At 67.0% G+C, this 17,037-nt stretch carries 17 protein-coding genes; 11 read left to right on the top strand and 6 right to left on the bottom strand.

Translation table 11 applies throughout. The features are described 5' to 3' along the window. Positions 1–151 precede the first annotated feature (151 nt). The gene (locus AC5P5R_RS21410) at positions 152–556 is read right to left on the bottom strand and encodes a hypothetical protein (protein ID WP_049461475.1); all 405 of its coding nucleotides are present in this window, start codon (positions 554–556) and stop codon (positions 152–154) included. Positions 557–726: 170 nt separating this feature from the next. Between AC5P5R_RS21410 and AC5P5R_RS21405 the strand changes: the two genes are divergently transcribed. After that, on the top strand, positions 727–2,757 hold the full coding sequence (locus AC5P5R_RS21405) for a M3 family metallopeptidase (RefSeq protein WP_076739056.1): 2,031 nt from the start codon (positions 727–729) through the stop codon (positions 2,755–2,757). An 85-nt stretch (positions 2,758–2,842) separates the two neighbouring features. Here AC5P5R_RS21405 and AC5P5R_RS21400 read toward each other — a convergent pair whose 3' ends face one another. The 3 genes from AC5P5R_RS21400 to AC5P5R_RS21390 form a co-directional block, all read right to left on the bottom strand. Continuing rightward, positions 2,843–3,646, bottom strand: a complete 804-nt coding sequence (locus tag AC5P5R_RS21400; RefSeq protein WP_076739055.1) for an SDR family oxidoreductase — start codon at positions 3,644–3,646, stop codon at positions 2,843–2,845. Beyond that, a complete protein-coding gene (locus tag AC5P5R_RS21395) occupies positions 3,643–4,209 on the bottom strand; it encodes a DUF1415 domain-containing protein (RefSeq protein WP_057496611.1) in 567 nt (188 codons plus the stop codon). Before AC5P5R_RS21395 ends, AC5P5R_RS21400 begins: the two co-directional genes overlap by 4 nt. Before the next feature lie 101 nt (positions 4,210–4,310). Beyond that, positions 4,311–4,793, bottom strand: a complete 483-nt coding sequence (locus AC5P5R_RS21390; RefSeq protein ID WP_057496540.1) for a YajQ family cyclic di-GMP-binding protein — start codon at positions 4,791–4,793, stop codon at positions 4,311–4,313. Between the two features lie 152 nt (positions 4,794–4,945). Between AC5P5R_RS21390 and AC5P5R_RS21385 the strand changes: the two genes are divergently transcribed. The 3 genes from AC5P5R_RS21385 to AC5P5R_RS21375 all read left to right on the top strand — a co-directional run bounded on the left by AC5P5R_RS21385 (position 4,946) and on the right by AC5P5R_RS21375 (position 7,737). Beyond that, positions 4,946–5,842, top strand: coding sequence for a DMT family transporter (locus tag AC5P5R_RS21385; RefSeq protein WP_076739054.1), 897 nt, complete (start codon positions 4,946–4,948; stop codon positions 5,840–5,842). A gap of 201 nt (positions 5,843–6,043) precedes the next feature. Continuing rightward, complete coding sequence (locus AC5P5R_RS21380; RefSeq protein ID WP_005411105.1) at positions 6,044–7,051, top strand: methionine ABC transporter ATP-binding protein; 1,008 nt, start codon at positions 6,044–6,046, stop codon at positions 7,049–7,051. Then, positions 7,048–7,737 (top strand): methionine ABC transporter permease, encoded by a 690-nt coding sequence (locus tag AC5P5R_RS21375; protein WP_005411104.1) that lies wholly within the window; start codon positions 7,048–7,050, stop codon positions 7,735–7,737. Before AC5P5R_RS21380 ends, AC5P5R_RS21375 begins: the two co-directional genes overlap by 4 nt. A gap of 70 nt (positions 7,738–7,807) precedes the next feature. On the opposite strand, the gene AC5P5R_RS21370 is transcribed toward AC5P5R_RS21375, so the two are convergent. Next, positions 7,808–8,410 (bottom strand): lipocalin family protein, encoded by a 603-nt coding sequence (locus tag AC5P5R_RS21370; RefSeq protein WP_005411103.1) that lies wholly within the window; start codon positions 8,408–8,410, stop codon positions 7,808–7,810. Positions 8,411–8,538: 128 nt separating this feature from the next. Between AC5P5R_RS21370 and AC5P5R_RS21365 the strand changes: the two genes are divergently transcribed. Continuing rightward, entirely contained in the window at positions 8,539–8,865 is a 327-nt protein-coding gene (locus AC5P5R_RS21365; protein WP_005411102.1) for a hypothetical protein, read from the top strand. Positions 8,866–8,934: 69 nt separating this feature from the next. Then, entirely contained in the window at positions 8,935–11,031 is a 2,097-nt protein-coding gene (locus tag AC5P5R_RS21360) for a prolyl oligopeptidase family serine peptidase (RefSeq protein WP_099484348.1), read from the top strand. Positions 11,032–11,158: 127 nt separating this feature from the next. On the opposite strand, the gene AC5P5R_RS21355 is transcribed toward AC5P5R_RS21360, so the two are convergent. Next, positions 11,159–12,352: a pyridoxal phosphate-dependent aminotransferase gene (locus AC5P5R_RS21355; RefSeq protein WP_172476267.1), complete on the bottom strand. Its 1,194-nt coding sequence runs from the start codon at positions 12,350–12,352 to the stop codon at positions 11,159–11,161. A 220-nt stretch (positions 12,353–12,572) separates the two neighbouring features. Between AC5P5R_RS21355 and AC5P5R_RS21350 the strand changes: the two genes are divergently transcribed. The 5 genes from AC5P5R_RS21350 to AC5P5R_RS21330 all read left to right on the top strand — a co-directional run bounded on the left by AC5P5R_RS21350 (position 12,573) and on the right by AC5P5R_RS21330 (position 17,034). Next, positions 12,573–14,684 (top strand): S9 family peptidase, encoded by a 2,112-nt coding sequence (locus tag AC5P5R_RS21350; protein ID WP_005414524.1) that lies wholly within the window; start codon positions 12,573–12,575, stop codon positions 14,682–14,684. Positions 14,685–14,738: 54 nt separating this feature from the next. Beyond that, complete coding sequence (locus AC5P5R_RS21345) at positions 14,739–15,164, top strand: YbaN family protein (protein ID WP_100438140.1); 426 nt, start codon at positions 14,739–14,741, stop codon at positions 15,162–15,164. Between the two features lie 82 nt (positions 15,165–15,246). Next, a complete protein-coding gene (gene lptM / locus AC5P5R_RS21340; protein WP_005411097.1) occupies positions 15,247–15,519 on the top strand; it encodes an LPS translocon maturation chaperone LptM in 273 nt (90 codons plus the stop codon). Continuing rightward, positions 15,512–16,363, top strand: coding sequence for a diaminopimelate epimerase (gene dapF, locus AC5P5R_RS21335; RefSeq protein ID WP_005411096.1), 852 nt, complete (start codon positions 15,512–15,514; stop codon positions 16,361–16,363). Before lptM ends, dapF begins: the two co-directional genes overlap by 8 nt. After that, entirely contained in the window at positions 16,360–17,034 is a 675-nt protein-coding gene (locus tag AC5P5R_RS21330) for a DUF484 family protein (protein WP_005411095.1), read from the top strand. Before dapF ends, AC5P5R_RS21330 begins: the two co-directional genes overlap by 4 nt. The last annotated feature ends 3 nt before the right edge of the window (positions 17,035–17,037 follow it).

Here is a 17,037-nt window from a genome sequence, read left to right as displayed (position 1 = left end):
GACGGTCAAACGGGCATTTTTATGGTGGTTCATCCGGGCTCTTTGGGGTCTGGAGAGGTGTGGTAACCACCATTTTCCAAAGATGTCCCGGATGAACAACGTACAGAGAGATCACAACTAACAGTCGACTCTACCCCGTCGCCGGGGCGTCTCAATATCCCGCTGCAGTGAACGCGTCCAGCACCGCGTCGCGCAGTGCATCGGGCAAGGCCTCGATGTCCATCGCGCGATCATCCAGATGCAGGCTCGGGTCCAGGATGCTCGCTCGGCCCTGGGCCAGCGCCTGCAGCCACAGCAGCACGCAGATCGCGAACTCGCGCTCATGGCCCAGCCGCAGCTGGCTGGCGCCGCGTTCGATCACCTCGAACGGGTACCACTCCTGCGCATCGTTGAACGTGCCGCCCTGCTGCAGCACTGCCTGCAACTGCTGCAGATGGCGCGGGGCGTCATCGCCGGCATCGCACAATGCGGCGATCCAGGTCAGTTCGGCCGGGCTGGCGGACAATGCCAGTGACCGGGCCGGTGAGGCGGATGCAACTGCAGCCAGACCTTCCATGTAGGGCCTCATTCGGTGCGTACCGCTGCGGACTCCCCCGCAGCCAGAGCTTCGGTGCGCGACCGTAAGGCCGACGTGAATGCCGGGCCGTGCCCCCTTGTCAGCCCCGCCTGCCAGCGCCATATCCTGCATGCTGCCCGCCTGCCGGGCCCGTACCCTGGAGATCTGCCGTGACCGTTGCCAACCCCCTGCTCGATTTTTCCGGCCTGCCGCGCTTCGAGGCGATCCGCCCCGAGCACGTGGCCCCGGCGCTGGACATGCTGCTGGCCGAGGCCGAGGCCGCCGTCAGCACGGCCGAGCAGGTGCAACCGGTCACCTGGCAGACCTTCGTGGCTCCGCTTGACGATGCCACCGAGCGCCTGTGGCGCGCCTGGGGCCTGGTCGGCCACCTGCAGGGCGTGGTCAATACCCCGGAACTGCGCGAGGCCTACAACAGCAACCTGCCGCGGGTGACCCGCTTTGCCAGCGCGCTGGGCCAGAACCTGGCGCTGTACCGCCAGTACCAGGCCCTGGCGGCCAGCGCGGAGGCCGCGACCTTCGACGACGCCCAGCGCAAGGTACTGGACAACACCCTGCGCGATTTCCGCCTCGGTGGTGCCGAGCTGGCGCCGGAGGCGCAGCAGCGCTTCGCGGCCATCAAGGAGGAGCTGTCGGCACTGTCGGCGAAGTTCTCGCAGAACGTGCTCGATGCTACCGATGCCTGGTCGCTGCTGGTCGAGGACGAAGCGCGACTGAAGGGCCTGCCGGATGACGTGAAGGCCGCTGCACATGCCGCCGCGCAGAAGGATGGCGCGCCGGGCTGGAAACTGACCCTGCAGATGCCCTGCTACCTGCCGGTGCAGACCTGGGCAGAAGACCGTGACCTGCGCGAGATCCTGTACCGCGCCAGTGCGCAGCGTGCGTCGGAGTTCGGCGATGAGTCCCTGGACAACAGCGGCAACATCGATCGGATCCTCGCCCTGCGCGCTGAACTGGCCGCACTGCTCGGCTTCGGTTCGTATGGCGATTATTCGGTAGCGACCAAGATGGCACAGGACCCGGCCGAAGTACTGGGTTTCCTGCGTGACCTTGCGGCGCGTGCCAAGCCCTTCGCCGCCAAGGACCGCGCCGAGCTGGAGCAGTTCGCGCGCGAGCAGCTCGGTATCGAGCAGCTGCAGGCCTGGGACCTGGCGTTCGCCGCCGACCGCCTGAAACAGGCCCGCTACAGCTATTCCGAGCAGGACGTGAAGCAGTACTTCACCGAGCCGAAGGTGCTCGGTGGTCTGTTCTCGGTGATCGAGCAGCTTTACGGCCTGCGCGTGCAGGAGGACAGCGCGCCGGTGTGGCACGAGGACGTACGCTTCTTCCGCCTGGTGGATGCGCAGGGCGCGCTGGTCGGCCAGTTCTACCTGGATCTGTACGCGCGCGAAGGCAAGCGCGGCGGTGCATGGATGGGCGATTGCCGCAACCGCCGCGTGCGCGCCGATGGCAGCGTGCAGACGCCGCTGGTCTACCTGGTGTGCAATTTCGGCCGCGGCGCGAACGGCAAGCCGGCCACCTTCAGCCACAATGAGGTGACCACGCTGTTCCATGAAATGGGCCATGGCCTGCATCAGCTGCTGACCCGCATCGGCGAACTGGGCGTGGCCGGCATCAACGGCGTGGAGTGGGATGCGGTGGAACTGCCGAGCCAGTTCATGGAGAACTTCTGCTGGGAGTGGGACCACCTGCAGGGCATGACCGCGCATGTGGAAACCGGCGAACCTCTGCCGCGCGCGCTGTACGAGCGCATGCTGGCCGCGCGCAACTTCCACAGTGGCATGGCCACCGTGCGCCAGCTGGAATTCGGCCTGTTCGACATGCTGCTGCATAGCCAGTTCGAACCAGCGCAGGACAGCGTGCTGGCGCTGCTCGACCGCGTGCGCGCGGAAGTGGCGGTGAACCATCCGCCGGCCTGGAACCGCTTCCCGCATCAGTTCAGCCACATCTTCGCCGGCGGTTATGCGGCCGGCTATTACAGCTACAAGTGGGCCGAGGTGCTCAGCGCCGATGCCTACGCCGCGTTCGAGGAAGCGCCGCAGGCACTGGCCGAAACCGGTGCACGTTTCCGCGATGAGATCCTGTCGCGCGGTGGCAGCCGCCCGGCGGCGGAGAACTTCAGGGCCTTCCGTGGGCGCGCACCGCAGATCGATGCGCTGCTGCGTCACTCGGGCATGGCATAAACCGTTTGGTAGGTGCCAACCTTGGTTGGCACGTCGCCCCCATCCACGCACATGCCGGCCAGCGGCCGGCACTACCGAAGACGGGTCATTCGGCGTAGATCATCTTCCGGGTCATGCCGCCGTCGACGATGAAATCCTGGCCGGTGCTGAACCCGGACAGCGATGACAGCAGGTACACCGCCAATGCGCCGATGTCCTCGGGCTGGCCGACGCGGCTGACCGGATGTTGCGCATGGTCGATGGCTGAATACTCCGGCGCGTGGCGGCGCGAAGGCGCTTGCCAGGCTGTGGTGCCGATCCAGCCGGGGCTGATGCTGTTCACCCGCACCGCCGGCCCGGCGCTGATCGCCAGTGCATGGGTGAAGGCCACGAGTCCGCCCTTGGCTGCGGCATAGGCTTCGCTGTGGGCTTCCGATTGCCAGGCACGGGTGGAAGCGATGTTGATGATCGCGCCAGCCGTGCTGGCCGACAGTGCCGGCAGTGCATGCTTGCTGCACAGGAAGGCGCCGTGCAGCGAGGACAGGCGGCGCTGCCACTGGTCCCAGTCCATGTCCTGCAGCGGCGTGCCGTGCGGGCCGGCGATGCCGGCATTGTTGACCAGGCCGTCGATACGGCCAAAACGCTGCAGCGCCTCGGCAATGAAAGCGCGCACGCTCGCTTCGTCGATGATGTCCAGGCGCTGGAATGCGGCATCGTCACCGCGCTGCCATTCGGCCAGGCACGCCGCGCCAGCTTCCGCGTCCAGGTCGCCGATCAGTACGCGTCCACCGGCACCGAGCACGGCCTGGGCGATGCCACGGCCGATGCCATTGGCGCCGCCGGTCACCAGCACCACCTTGCCTGCCAGCGGCGCGGCTGGCCACGCCGCAATCGGCGGCACGCCGCTCATGACAGATCTTCGCCGCGCAGTCGACGATGCCAGCCGTCCACGCCGATGCGGTCCAGGGTCTGGATGTTGCGCTCGACGATCACGTCCGGGTCCGGATAGACATCCACCGCGCGCGCCACGCTGTCTTCGCGCAGCAGGTGCAGGGTGGGGAAGGGCGCGCGGTTGGTGTAGTTGCTGGCGTCGTCCGCGGCCACGCCGTCGAACTGGTAGTCCGGGTGGAAGCTGGCCACCTGCAGGATCCCCTGCAGGTCCAGCGCCTCGATCGCGGCGTCGGCGTTGTCGAGGAAATCGTTGTAGTCGAGGAAATCGGTCAGTACCTGTGGATGCACGATCAGCGTGGTATCGATCTGTTCGGCGGGCGTGTCGCGCAGCAGCACCAGCTCCTCGGCCAGCTGTTCAACCAGCGCTTCCGGTGTGGTCGCATCGCTGAGCACGATGCGGACCTGGTCCTTCACATAGACCGCCTTGGCGAACGGGCACAGGTTCAGGCCGATGACGATGCGCTCCAGCCACAGGCGGGTAGCGGCGATCGGATCATCGGTGGGCAGCGGGGAATCGGTCATGGCGGGCACGTCGGCTGGCGGGGCCGCCATTGTAGGCGCGTCGCTGGCAACGCGCCGTCGTGCCTGCCGCTGGCAGCGCCGGGCCGCGCCCGGCGGATGCCTCAGTCGCGGAAATTGTTGAACTGCAGCGGCAGCTCGAACTTGCCGGCCTTGAGCACGGCGATGGCGTCCTGCAGATCGTCGCGCTTCTTGCCCTGCACGCGCAGCTTGTCGCCGTTGATCTGGCTTTCCACCTTCAGCTTGGCCTCCTTCAGTGCGGCGGCGATCTTCTTGGCGATCTTCTGCTCGATGCCCTGCTTGACGGTGATCTTCTGCCGGGCCTGGGCCAGGTTGGTCTCGATGTCGCCGAACTCCAGGCTGAGCACGTCGATACCGCGCGCGGCCAGGCGGGCGCGCAGGATGTCGTTCATCTGCTTGAGCTGGAACTCGGTCGGCGCGACCTGGTTGATGACATCGCCGTCGCGCTCGAACTTGGCGTCCACGCCCTTGAAGTCGAAGCGGGTGGCCAGTTCGCGGTTGGCCTGGTCGATGGCGTTGGTCAGCTCGTGGGTGTCGACTTCGGACACGACGTCGAAGGAGGGCATGGGCGGTGCTCCGCAGGATTCAGTGGCACCCATTCTATCGCGAGGGCCCGCATGCCCGTCCTCTGTAGAGCCGAGCCCACGCTCGGCTCTCCACAAAGCAGCCGAGCGTGGGCTCGGCTCTACAGAAAGCGACGACCGGGCGATAATGGGCCATGAATGTGCAACGCTCCCCCTCGCGCGCGGTGGCCTGGATGGTCGCGGCGGTCGCCTGCTTCTCGCTGATGGACGCCGGCATGAAGCAGCTGTCAGCCAGCTATCCCACCCTGGAAGTGACTTTCCTGCGCGGTGCGGCCTCGCTGCCGTTCGTACTGGTGTGGGTGCTGGTCAGCGCCGGGCCGCGCTCGCTGGTGCCGCGCCGCTGGGGCCTGCACCTGCTGCGTGGCGCGCTGGGCTTGGCGATGATCGGCTGCTTCGTGTTCGCCCTGCGCGACCTGCCGCTGTCCACCGCCTACACCATCTATTTCGTCGCTCCGCTGCTGATCGCCGCGCTGTCGGTACCGCTGCTGGGTGAGCGGGTCGGGCCGCGGCGCTGGGTGGCCATCGGTATCGGCCTGATCGGCGTGCTGGTGGTGCTGCGGCCGGGTGTGGACGGCTTCATCTCGGTGCCCGGCCTGATGGTGCTGGCCGCGGCCACCGCCTATGCCGTGGCCGCGATTACCGTCAGCCTGCTGACCCGCACCGATACCTCGCAGTCGATGGTGGTCTGGTTCCTGGTGATCATGGCCATCGGTGCCGGCCTGCTGTCCATTCCCGGCTGGGTGCCGCTGCAGCTGGCACACGCGCCGCTGATCGCTGGCATGGGCCTGGCCGGGGCATTGGGCCAGATCGCCCTGACCCGGGCGTTCCAGCTGGGCGAGGCGTCGATGATCGCGCCGCTGGAGTACAGCGGCCTGGTCTGGGTGATCGGCTGGGACCTGGCCTTCTGGGGCCAGCTGCCGGATGGTTACACCTGGGTGGGCGCCGCGATCATCGTGGCTTCGGGCCTGTACCTGCTGCACCGGGAACGCCTGAACCGGGTGCAGCCGCCGAAGCCGCTGGATCATCCCTGAGCCCGGGGGTAGTGCCGGCCGCTGGCCGGCAACCCCTTGCGCCGGAGGGACCGCTGCAGGTGCCGGCCAGCGGCCGGCACTACCGGGGACAGTTTCTTAGAACCAAAAGGAATAACATTCTGGGCCATGGCGCGGGCGCGCGACCGCCTGCGCTGGTAGGCTGCACGCCCCCTTCCGTCACCCAGCCGGTGAGCCACGCCCGTGATCGAGTTCCAGCGCCTGCACAAATCCTATGCCGTTGCCGGCCGCGAAGTCAGCGCGCTGCAACCGTTGGACCTGACCATCGAGGCCGGTGAGGTGTTCGGCATCATCGGCCATTCCGGCGCCGGCAAGTCGACACTGATCCGCATGATCAACCGCCTGGAAGAACCCAGTGGTGGCCGGCTGCTGATCGGCGGTGAGGATGTCACCGCGCTGGACGCGGACGGCCTGCGCGCGCTGCGCCGGCGCATCGGCATGATCTTCCAGCACTTCAACCTGCTGTCCTCGCGCACGGTGGCCGGCAATGTCGCCTTCCCGCTGGAACTGGCCGGCACGCCGAAGACGGAGATCGACGCGCGCGTGGCCGAGCTGCTGCAGACCGTGGGCCTCGAAGCGCATGCGCAGAAGTATCCGGCGCAGCTGTCCGGTGGCCAGAAACAGCGCGTCGGCATCGCCCGCGCGCTGGCGACCCGCCCGCAGATCCTGCTGTGCGACGAGGCCACCAGTGCGCTCGACCCGCAGACCACCGCTTCGGTGCTGTCGCTGCTGTCGAAGATCAATCGCGAGCTGGGCCTGACCATCGTGCTGATCACCCACGAGATGGACGTGATCCGCCGTGTCTGCGACCGCGTTGCGGTGCTCGATGCCGGCCAGATGGTCGAAACCGGTCCGGTCACCCGGGTGTTCCTGCACCCGCAGCACCCGACCACGCGCCGTTTCGTCAGCGAATCGGAGCATGTGGACGAGGGCACGCTGCACCGCGATTTCGATGCCGTCGGTGGCCGCATCGTGCGCCTGACCTTCCTCGGTGGCGATACCTACGAACCCCTGCTCGGCCGCGTCGCGCGCGAGACCGGGGTTGACTACAACATCCTGTCCGGTCGCATCGACCGGATCAAGGACACCCCGTATGGCCAGCTGGTGGTCGCCCTGGTGGGCGGCGACCAGTCCGCCGCGCAGGCCGCATTCGTGGCCGCCGGCGTGCATGTTGAGGAGCTGCGTCGATGATCATCGCTACTGCCGGCGGATTCTTCCGCCACCTGGACGCGGGCAAGTGGGCCGACATCGGCCAGGCCACCATCGACACCCTGCTGATGCTGCTCGGTTCGCTGCCGCTGACCCTGGCCATCGGCCTGCCGCTGGGCGTGCTGCTGTACCTGTTCGGCGCACCGCAGATGAAGCGCCGGCCATTTGCGTACGGCGTGCTGGCGCTGGTGGTGAACCTGCTGCGTTCAGTGCCCTTCATCATCCTGATGATCGTGCTGATCCCGGTCACCCTGTTCCTGATGGGGACGTCGCTGGGTGTACGCGGTGCGATCGTGCCGCTGGTCATCGGTGCCGCGCCGTTCTACGCGCGCCTGGTCGAGACCGCACTGCGCGAAGTCGACCGTGGCGTGATCGAAGCGACCCAGGCGATGGGTGCCACCACCTGGCAGCTGGTCACCCGCGTGCTGCTGCCGGAAGCGCGCCCGGGCCTGATCGCTGGCGCAACGGTCACCACCGTCGCGCTGATCGGCTTCACCGCGATGGGCGGTGCGATCGGCTCCGGTGGCCTTGGCGACCTGGCCTTCCGCGACGGCTACCAGCGCTCGCACACCGACGTGGCGCTGGTCACCGTGGTCCTGCTGCTGATCCTGGTGCAGCTGCTGCAGATGCTTGGCGACCGCCTGGTCGCGCATTACAGTCGCAGATAACAGAATGCCGGGCGGCGCCCGGCATCTTGTTCGGGTAGTGCCGGCCGCTGGCCGGCAATCCCACGTGCGGTCAACGCACGTTCGGTACTTCGTAACCCAGCTTCCCGACCTGCTCCGGGTGCTGCGGCACGCGCTTGAGCTTGTCGGTGTTCACCCCGTACTCGTCACGCAGGCGCTCGGCCAGCTCCTTGTACAGGGCTTTGTCCATGTCCGGCGTACGCGAGAAGATCCAGGCCATCTCGCGGCCCGGGTAACCGATCAGTGCCCACGAGTAATCCGGTGCCACTTCCAGCACCCGCGAATGGGTAGGCACGACGCGGTAGAACCAGGTGCGCCAGCCGTGGTTGCCGCTGTCCGGGTCGACGCTGGCGCGGGCACGCACTTCCTGCAGCGGTTCGCCGAAGCCATCACGGTAGCGGTAGGTGATGCCGACCTTGTGCTCGTCGCGCAGTTCGTAGTCGTTGACGCTGGCCACATGGCCACGTTCGATGAAGTTCGGCACGCGGCCGATCACGTACCAGGTGCCCATGAAGCGCTTCAGGTCGATCGGCGCATCCGGGTCGGTCGCGCGCGGGGTGCTGGCGCGGGGCGATGGCGGCTCACTGGCGGCCACGGCGGGGCCCGCCAGGGACAGGGCCAACAGCATGGCGCAGAGCGGGCGGATCGAAGTCATGCGGGAGCGGGCTCAGAAGGGCTTTGCCTGAGCATGGTCGACTGAGCGTGCGCGATCCGTCAATGGTGTCGCAACCTGTGAGAAGGGCCTTGCCCAAGCTGTGTTGCATTGTCCACCGGAGAAGCCCCATGAACGCACGTTCCGTCCGCCGCCCTGCAACTGAACGCGTCATCATTGAACGCGCCGATCCGCGCCTGCTGCGCAGCGTGCAGCAGGTGGCCCTGGCCGGCCTGGCGCTGGTACTGGTCTGGCCGGCCGCGCGTGGCAGCAACGCCTGGCTGGGCTGGCTGCCGATGTGGCTGGTGGGCATGCCGCTGATGGCCTGGTGGGCGCTGCTGCGCTTCCCTGTGCCGCGCCTGTCGTGGCTGCGGCTGGCCCGTCGCACCGGTGGACAGGCGCATCGTCGCACCGCCGGGACGCCCCGCCGTCGCCGCCGCGCTACGGCCACGGCCTGACCTTCGACACGGGGGCGGCTGCAGCGATCCATGCTAGCGTTCCACGGCTTATGACTGCCTGGAGCTGCAATGTCTCGACTCGCTTCCGCCTGCCTGCTGGCTGGCATGATGACCGCTGCCTCGGTGGGGACCGCCGTGGCTGCTGAAGACACCGATCGCTACGCCTGGCTGGAGGACGTCACCGGCGACAAGCCGCTGTCCTGGGTCAAGGAACAGAACGCCAAGTCCGAGGCGCGCCTGGCGCAGACCCCGGCCTTCAAGCAGATGGAGACCAGCATCCGCGAGGTGCTCGACTCCGATGCCAAGATTCCCGCCGTGCAGAAGATCGGCGATTACTACTACAACTTCTGGAAGGACCAGCAGCACGAGCGCGGCCTGTGGCGGCGTACCACCCTGGCCGAGTACCGCAAGGCCTCGCCGCAGTGGGAGACCGTGCTTGACCTCGATGCCCTGAACAAGGCCGAGGGCGAGAACTGGGTCTGGCACGGCGCTGACTGCCTGCGCCCGGATTACAGCCGCTGCCTGATCGCGCTGTCGCGCGGTGGTGCCGACGCCGACGTGACCCGCGAGTTCGACCTGGCCAACAAGAACTGGATCAAGGACGGCTTCTTCCGTCCGGAGTCGAAGGGCGGCCTGAACTGGATCGATCGCGACACCGTATTCGTCTACACCGACTTCGGTGCCGGCTCGATGACCACCTCCGGCTACCCGCGCGTGGCCAAGCTGTGGAAGCGTGGTACGCCGATGGCCTCCGCCAGCGTGGTGTATGAAGGCAAGCCGGAAGACATGTACATCGCGGCGATGCACGATGACACCCCGGGCTTCGAGCGCAACCTGGTCAGCCGCACGCTGGCGTTCTACAACAACGAGATCTACCTGCGTGGCGACGATGGCACGCTGACCAAGATCGATGCGCCGAACTCGGCCGAGAAGGGCCTGCACAAGCAGTGGCTGACCCTGGAGCTGCGTGATCCGTGGACCGTGGGTGGCAAGACCTATGCGTCCGGTTCGCTGCTGGCGACCAGGCTGGATGACTTCCTGGCCGGCAAGCGTGAGTTCGACGTGCTGTTCACCCCGACCGCGACCACCTCGCTGGCCAGCGCCACCTGGACCAAGAGCCACCTGGTGCTGAACGTGCTGGATGACGTCAAGAACCGCCTGTCGGTGCTGACCCCGGGCGCCAATGGCTGGCAGACCAGTCGTTTCGTCGGCGCGCCGGCCTTCGGCACGCTGGGCGTGGCTGCTGTCGACAGCAACGACAGCGACGCGGTGTGGCTGACCGCCACCGACTACCTGACCCCGACCACCCTGGCGCTGGCCGAGATCGGGCAGGCCCCGGAAACGCTGAAGACCATGCCGGCCTTCTTCGATGCCAAGGGCAAGGTGATCGAGCAGCACTTCGCCACCAGCAAGGACGGCACCCGCGTGCCGTACTTCGTGGTGCACGACAAGGCGATGAAGCTGGACGGTTCCAACCCGACCCTGCTGTACGGTTACGGTGGTTTCGAGATCTCGCTGACCCCGGGCTACTCCGGTGGCATGGGCCGCGCCTGGCTGGAGAAGGGCGGCGTGTACGTGGTTGCCAACATCCGTGGCGGCGGCGAATACGGCCCACGCTGGCACCAGGCGGCGCTGAAGCAGAACCGCCACAAGGCCTATGAAGACATGGCCGCAGTGGCACGCGATCTGGTCAAGCGCAAGATCACCAGCGCCAGGCACCTGGGCGTGCAGGGTGGCAGCAACGGTGGCCTGCTGACCGGCAACATGCTGACCCAGTACCCGGAACTGTTCGGTGCGGTGGTGGTGCAGGTGCCGCTGCTGGACATGAAGCGCTACAGCCATCTGCTGGCCGGTGCCTCGTGGATGGCCGAGTACGGCAACCCGGATACCAGCGACTGGGCGTTCATCAAGACCTTCTCGCCGTACCACCTGTTTGACGCGAAGAAGAAGTATCCGCCGGTGCTGTTCACCACCTCCACCCGCGATGACCGCGTGCACCCGGGCCACGCCCGCAAGATGGCGGCGAAGATGATCGACGCCGGCAAGGACGTGACCTACTACGAGAACATCGAAGGTGGCCACGGCGGTGCAGCCAACAATGCGCAGGCCGCACACATGTCGGCGCTGGCCTACAGCTTCCTGTGGGAGCGGTTGGGCGGTAAGTAAGCAGATAGGCAGAACGGAAAACGCCGCCCCAGGGCGGCGTTTTTCTTTATCCGGTAGTGCCGGCCGCTGGCCGGCAACCGCATCATTCACGCATTCCCGGGTTGCCGGCCAGCGGCCGGCACTACCGTCAACGTGATCCCTGCCAACGCTGCAACCCACGCGCGATCCGTGCCACCGCCTCCTGCAACCGCGGCACTTCCTGGGTATAGGCCAGGCGCACGTGCTGGTTGGCGCGATGGAAGCCGAAATCCAGCCCGGGCGTGAATGCCACGTGCTCGGTTTCCAGGAAATGGGCGCAGAACGCCTGTGCGTCATCGGTGAATGCGCTGACATCGGCGTACAGGTAGAACGCACCCTGCGGCTCGACTTCGATGCGGAAGCCCAGCTCGCGCAGCGCGGGCAGCAGGAAGTCGCGGCGCTGGCGGAACGCTTCGCGACGCTGTTCGAAGATCGACATCGCTTCGTCGCTGAAACACGCCAGTGCGGCATGCTGGGCGATGCTCGATGCGCTGATGTACAGGTTCTGCGCGAGTTTCTCCAGGTCCGGCACGGCTGCTGGCGGTGCCACCAGCCAGCCCAGCCGCCAACCGGTCATGCCGAAGTATTTGGAAAAGCTGTTCAGCACGAATGCGCTGTCATCCACCTGCAGCACGCTGGGTGCATCCAGGCCATAGGTGAGGCCGTGGTAGATCTCGTCCACCACCAGGTGACCACCGCGCGCGTGCAGGGTCTTCGACAGGGCGGCCAGTTCGTCGGCGGAGAGCACGGTGCCGGTCGGGTTGGCCGGTGAGGCAACCAGCGCGCCGACGCTGTCGGCACTCCAATGCTGTTCCACCAGCGACGGTGTGAGCTGGTAGGCAGTGTCCGGGCCGACCGGCACCAGCTGTGCGCCGCCTTCAACGAGGCGCAGGAAGTGGCGGTTGCACGGATAACCAGGGTCGGCCAGCAGCCAGTGGCGGGCGGGATCGACCAGCAGGCTGCTGGCCAGCAGCAGCGCACCGGAGCCGCCGGGGGTGACCAGGATGCGTTCGGGGTCGATGTCCAGCCCGTAGTGGCTGCGATAGAAGCCGCTGATCGCCTGGCGCAGGGCTGGCAGGCCACGTGCGGCGGTGTAGCGGGTATGGCCGGCGGCCAATGCGGCCTGGCCAGCACGCACGATCGGTTCGGCGGTGGTGAAGTCCGGTTCGCCGATTTCCAGGTGGATCACGTCGTGGCCGGCCTGTTCCAGCGCCTGCGCGCGGGCCAGCAGGGACATCACGTGGAACGGAGCGATTTCATGGCTGCGCCGGCTGTAGCCCGGCGTATGGGGCAGGGTACTCATGCAGCCCATGGTACGCCGCGCACCGGGGTCACGCGCTCTGGCAGTGCCGGCCGCTGGCCGGCAACCGACCCACCCGCAGGCCGTGAGGGTGCCGGCCAGCGGCCGGCACTACCGGCAGGCATGGCCACCATGACGTTCCGCAGGGTTGCCCACCGTCCTTCCGCAACCCAGACTCGGGCGCAAGGACGCCATTGCATTGCCCCTCAAGGAGCCCTATCTCATGAAATCCACCCTCTGCCTGTTGCTTGCCAGCCTGATGACCACCACTGCCACCGCCGCCACTCCGCCCGTTCCGCCGGATGCCGCCAAGCATCCGCATGTGGTCAAGGCGCCGTTCGGCGCGACCCGCAACGATGACTATTACTGGCTGCGCGACGACAAGCGCGGGAACAAGGACATGCTGGCCTACCTGCAGGCCGAGAATGCCTATGCCGACCAGCTGCTGGCGCCGCTGAAGCCGCTGGAGGACACCCTGTACAAGGAGATCGTCGGCCGCATCAAGCAGGACGATTCCAGCGTGCCGGCGCGCGAGCGTGGCTACTGGTACTACAGCCGCTTCGAAACCGGCCAGGACTACCCGATCCACGCACGCCGCAAGGGCAGCATGGAGGCCGCCGAGGAAATCCTGCTGGACGTCAACGCGATGGCTGCCGGCAAGGGCTATTTCAGCGTCGGCTCGATGGAAGTCAGCCAGGACAACCAGCTGCTGGCCTGGGCCGATGATGATGTCGGCCGCCGCCAGTACACCATCCGCTTCAAGGACCTGGCCACCGGCAAGGTGCTGCCCGATGTGATCACCGGCAGCTCGGGCGACCTGGTCTGGGCCGACGACAACCGCACCGTGCTGTACGTCGAGAACGATCCGGAAACGTTGCTGACCGTGCGCGTGAAGAAGCACGTGCTGGGCACCCCGGCCAGCGCCGACACCGTCGTCTACGAAGAGAAGGACGACAGCTTCTACATGGGCATCGGCCGCACCCGCGACGATCGCTTCATCACCATCGGCGTGCACAGCACCGTGTCCTCGGAAGAGCGTTACGCGCCGGCCAGCGACCCGACCCACTTCACCGTGCTGGCGCCGCGCCAGCGCGATGTCGAGTACGACGCCGACCACTACGATGGCCGCTGGGTGATCCGCACCAATGACGGTGCGAAGAACTTCAAGCTGGTCACCGCACCGACCGATGCGACCTCGCGTGCGCAGTGGAAGGACTGGATCGCGCACGACGATGCGGTGTTCATCGAAGGCTTCGAACTGTTCGATGGCTACACCGCCATCGCCGAACGCTCCGAGGGCCTGGAACGCATCCGCCTGCTGTTCAAGGATGGCCGCAGCGACTACGTGAAGGCCGACGAGCCGGCGTACTCGATGGGCCTGGGCGACAACACCGAGGCCGATACGCCCTGGTTGCGCTACGTCTACACCTCGATGACCACCCCCACCACCGTGTTCGAACTGAACACCGCCACCGGGGAGCGTCGCCAGCTGAAGGTGCAGCCGGTGATCGGCTATGACGCGTCGAAGTACGAAACCGACCGCGTCTGGATCACCGCGCGCGATGGCGTGAAGGTGCCGGTGTCGCTGGTCTACCGCAAGGGCTACCAGAAGGATGGCAAGGGCGCGTTGTTCCAGTACGCCTATGGCAGCTACGGCATGTCGATGGACCCGTATTTCAACCAGACTGCGGTGAGCCTGCTCGACCGCGGCGTGGTGTATGCCATCGCCCACATCCGCGGTGGCCAGGAAATGGGCCGCGACTGGTACGAGAACGGCAAGCTGCTGCACAAGCAGAACACCTTCAACGACTTCATCGACGTCACCCGTGGCCTGGTGGCACAGGGCTGGGCGGCGAAGGATCGCGTGGCCGCCTCTGGCGGCAGCGCCGGTGGCCTGCTGATGGGCGCGGTGGCCAACCAGGCGCCGCAGGACTACCGCGTGATGGTGGCCCAGGTGCCGTTCGTCGATGTGGTGACCACCATGCTCGACCCGACCATTCCGTTGACCACCAACGAGTACGACGAGTGGGGCAACCCGGAGCAGAAGCAGTTCTACGACTACATGCTGTCCTACTCGCCCTACGACAACGTCAGCAAGCAGGCCTATCCGGCGCTGTTCGTGGGCACCGGCCTGTGGGATTCGCAGGTGCAGTACTGGGAACCGGCCAAGTGGGTGGCCAAGCTGCGTGACGACAACACCGGCCACTACCCGATCCTGTTCCGCACCAACATGGAAGCCGGCCATGGCGGCAAGTCGGGGCGCTTCCAGCGCTACCGCGAGCTGTCCGAGTCGTACGCATTCGTGCTGCAGCAGCTGGGCATCGCCCAGCCGTGATCGCGACAGGGTGCCGGGCACTGCCTGGCACCCTGAACCGGTATCCTTGCGGCCATGAGCGCGCCAGATCCTTCCGTCCCTCGCGATGCCACCACGCCTCCGCGCGTGGTGCGTTTCCGCTGGGCGTGGTGGCTGCTGGCCTATGTCAGCCTCGGCACCGGCATCGTCGGCATCTTCGTACCGGGCCTGCCGACCACCGTATTCATCCTGATCTCGGCCTGGGCCGCCTCGCGTGGCTCCGAACGCCTGCACAACTGGCTGCTGCAGCATCCACGCTTCGGCCCGGCCATCGCCAACTGGCAGGCACACGGGGCGGTCAGCCGCTACGGCAAGTGGATGGCCGCGATCACCATGGCGGTATGCGCCGGCATCATGCTCTGGTGCGTGCCGATTGCCTGGGTGAAGTGGTTCTCGATCGGCAGCATGACCGTGGTGGCGATCTGGCTGTGGACCCGGCCGTTGCCGCCCACCGCGGATTGAGCACCTGCGGTAGTGCCGGCCGCTGGCCGGCAACCCGATCCCCTGCACCAACCGCTCAGCCGCCAATGGCTATACTCGGGGCATGAAGATCCCCCATCGAAACGCCATCCTGATTCCGCTGGCAGCGGCTTCGCTGCTGTTCCTCGCCGCCTGCGGCAACAAGGGCCCGCTGGTACTGCCGCAGAAGCCGGTGCCGGTGGAAGAAACCGTCGAACCTGTTGCCGAGCCCGCTACCGAAGCGACCCCGGCGCAGACCGAAGGCAGCGGCACCCCGGCCACGACCGTGGAGCCGGCTGCACCGACCACGCAACCGGCGCCTGCGCCTGCGAAGAAGGTGGGCGGCGGGAATGAGTAAGGCCGGTTCCAAGGCCCTGCGCTTCAGCAAGATGCATGGCGCGGGCAATGATTTCGTAGTGATCGACCTGCGTGACGGCACCGCGCCGCCCACGCCTGAACTGGCCGCGCAGCTGGCCGACCGCCACACCGGCGTCGGCTGCGATCAGATCCTGACCATCGAAGCGCCGCGCGCGGAAGGCGCGGTGGCGTCGTACCGCATCTGGAATGCCGACGGCTCCAATTCCGAACAGTGCGGCAATGGCGCGCGCTGCATCGCCGCCTGGCTGGTGCGCGAAGGCAGTGCGCAGGGCGACCGCTTCGTCATCGACAGCCCGCTGGCCAGCCATGAGGTGGAAGTGCTGGGCGATGGCCAGTTCGCGGTGACCATGGGCGTGCCGGCGTTCGAGCCGGCCAACGTGCCGCTGGTGGGTTTCGCCCACGCGCGCGAGGAATACCTGCTGCCGCTGCAGGGCGAAAGCGTGCGTTTCGCTGCGGTGTCGATGGGCAACCCGCATGCGGTGATCGAAGTGGGCCTGATCGATGCTGCACCGGTCGAGCGCGTCGGTGCGCTGCTGCAGCAGCATGCCTCGTTCCCGCGCTCGGTGAACGTGGGCTTCGCCCAGGTGATGGGCCCGGCGCATGCACGTCTGCGTGTGAATGAACGCGGCGTCGGTGAAACCCTGGCCTGCGGCAGTGGCGCCTGCGCCGCTGCGGTGACCCTGATGCAGCGCGGCCGCCTGCAGCGTGATGCACGCATCAGCCTGCCCGGTGGTGACCTGCGCATCCAGTGGCCGGGCGATGGCCAGCCTGTGGTGATGGCCGGCCCGACTGCATTCGTCTTCGAAGGGGAGTGGATGGCATGACCGAAACCGTCGACAAGCTCGGGGCCCACGAAGTCGCTGCCTGGTTGCGGCGACATCCCGGCTTCCTCAAGCAGTTCCCGGACCTGGCCCTGACCCTGGTGGTGCCGCGTGACGACGGCCCGACCGCGTCGCTGGCCAGCTACCAGCTGGAGGTGCTGCGCGAGAAGAACCGCGAGTTGGCACGACGGTTGGCCGACCTGGGCGCGACTGCCCAGGTCAACGAACGCCTGGCGGTGCGCACGCACCAGCTGACCCTGGCGTTGATGAAGCAGGACAACGCCGCCGACACCCTGCGTGCGATGGCGGCCTCGCTGCAGGAAGATTTCGCCGGCGACCTGGTGCGATTGGTGGTGCACACGCCGGTGGCCGGGCTGGAACAGGCCGACTGGTTGCAGGTGATCGCCGCCGATGATCCGCAGCTCGGCCCGTTCCGCGACTGCCTGAAGGACGGCGAGCCGATCTGCGGCCGCCTGCAGCCGGAAAAGAATGCTGTGCTGTATGGCGTGCGCAGCGAGGAAGTGCAGACCACCGCGCTGCTGCCGTTGCCGGGCGTGGGCCTGATTGCGGTGGGCAGCCACGATCCGAACCGTTTCTATCCGGGCATGGGCACGCTGTTCCTGCGCATGATGGGCGACGCCCTGGTCGCCGGCCTGAAGCGCTTCCCGGGCTGAGCA

This window comes from Stenotrophomonas sp. YJH_SMC_19, from assembly GCF_059367915.1.
The sequence above is the reverse complement of the archived record's forward strand: the minus strand, read 5'-3'. Positions and strand labels throughout refer to the sequence as shown.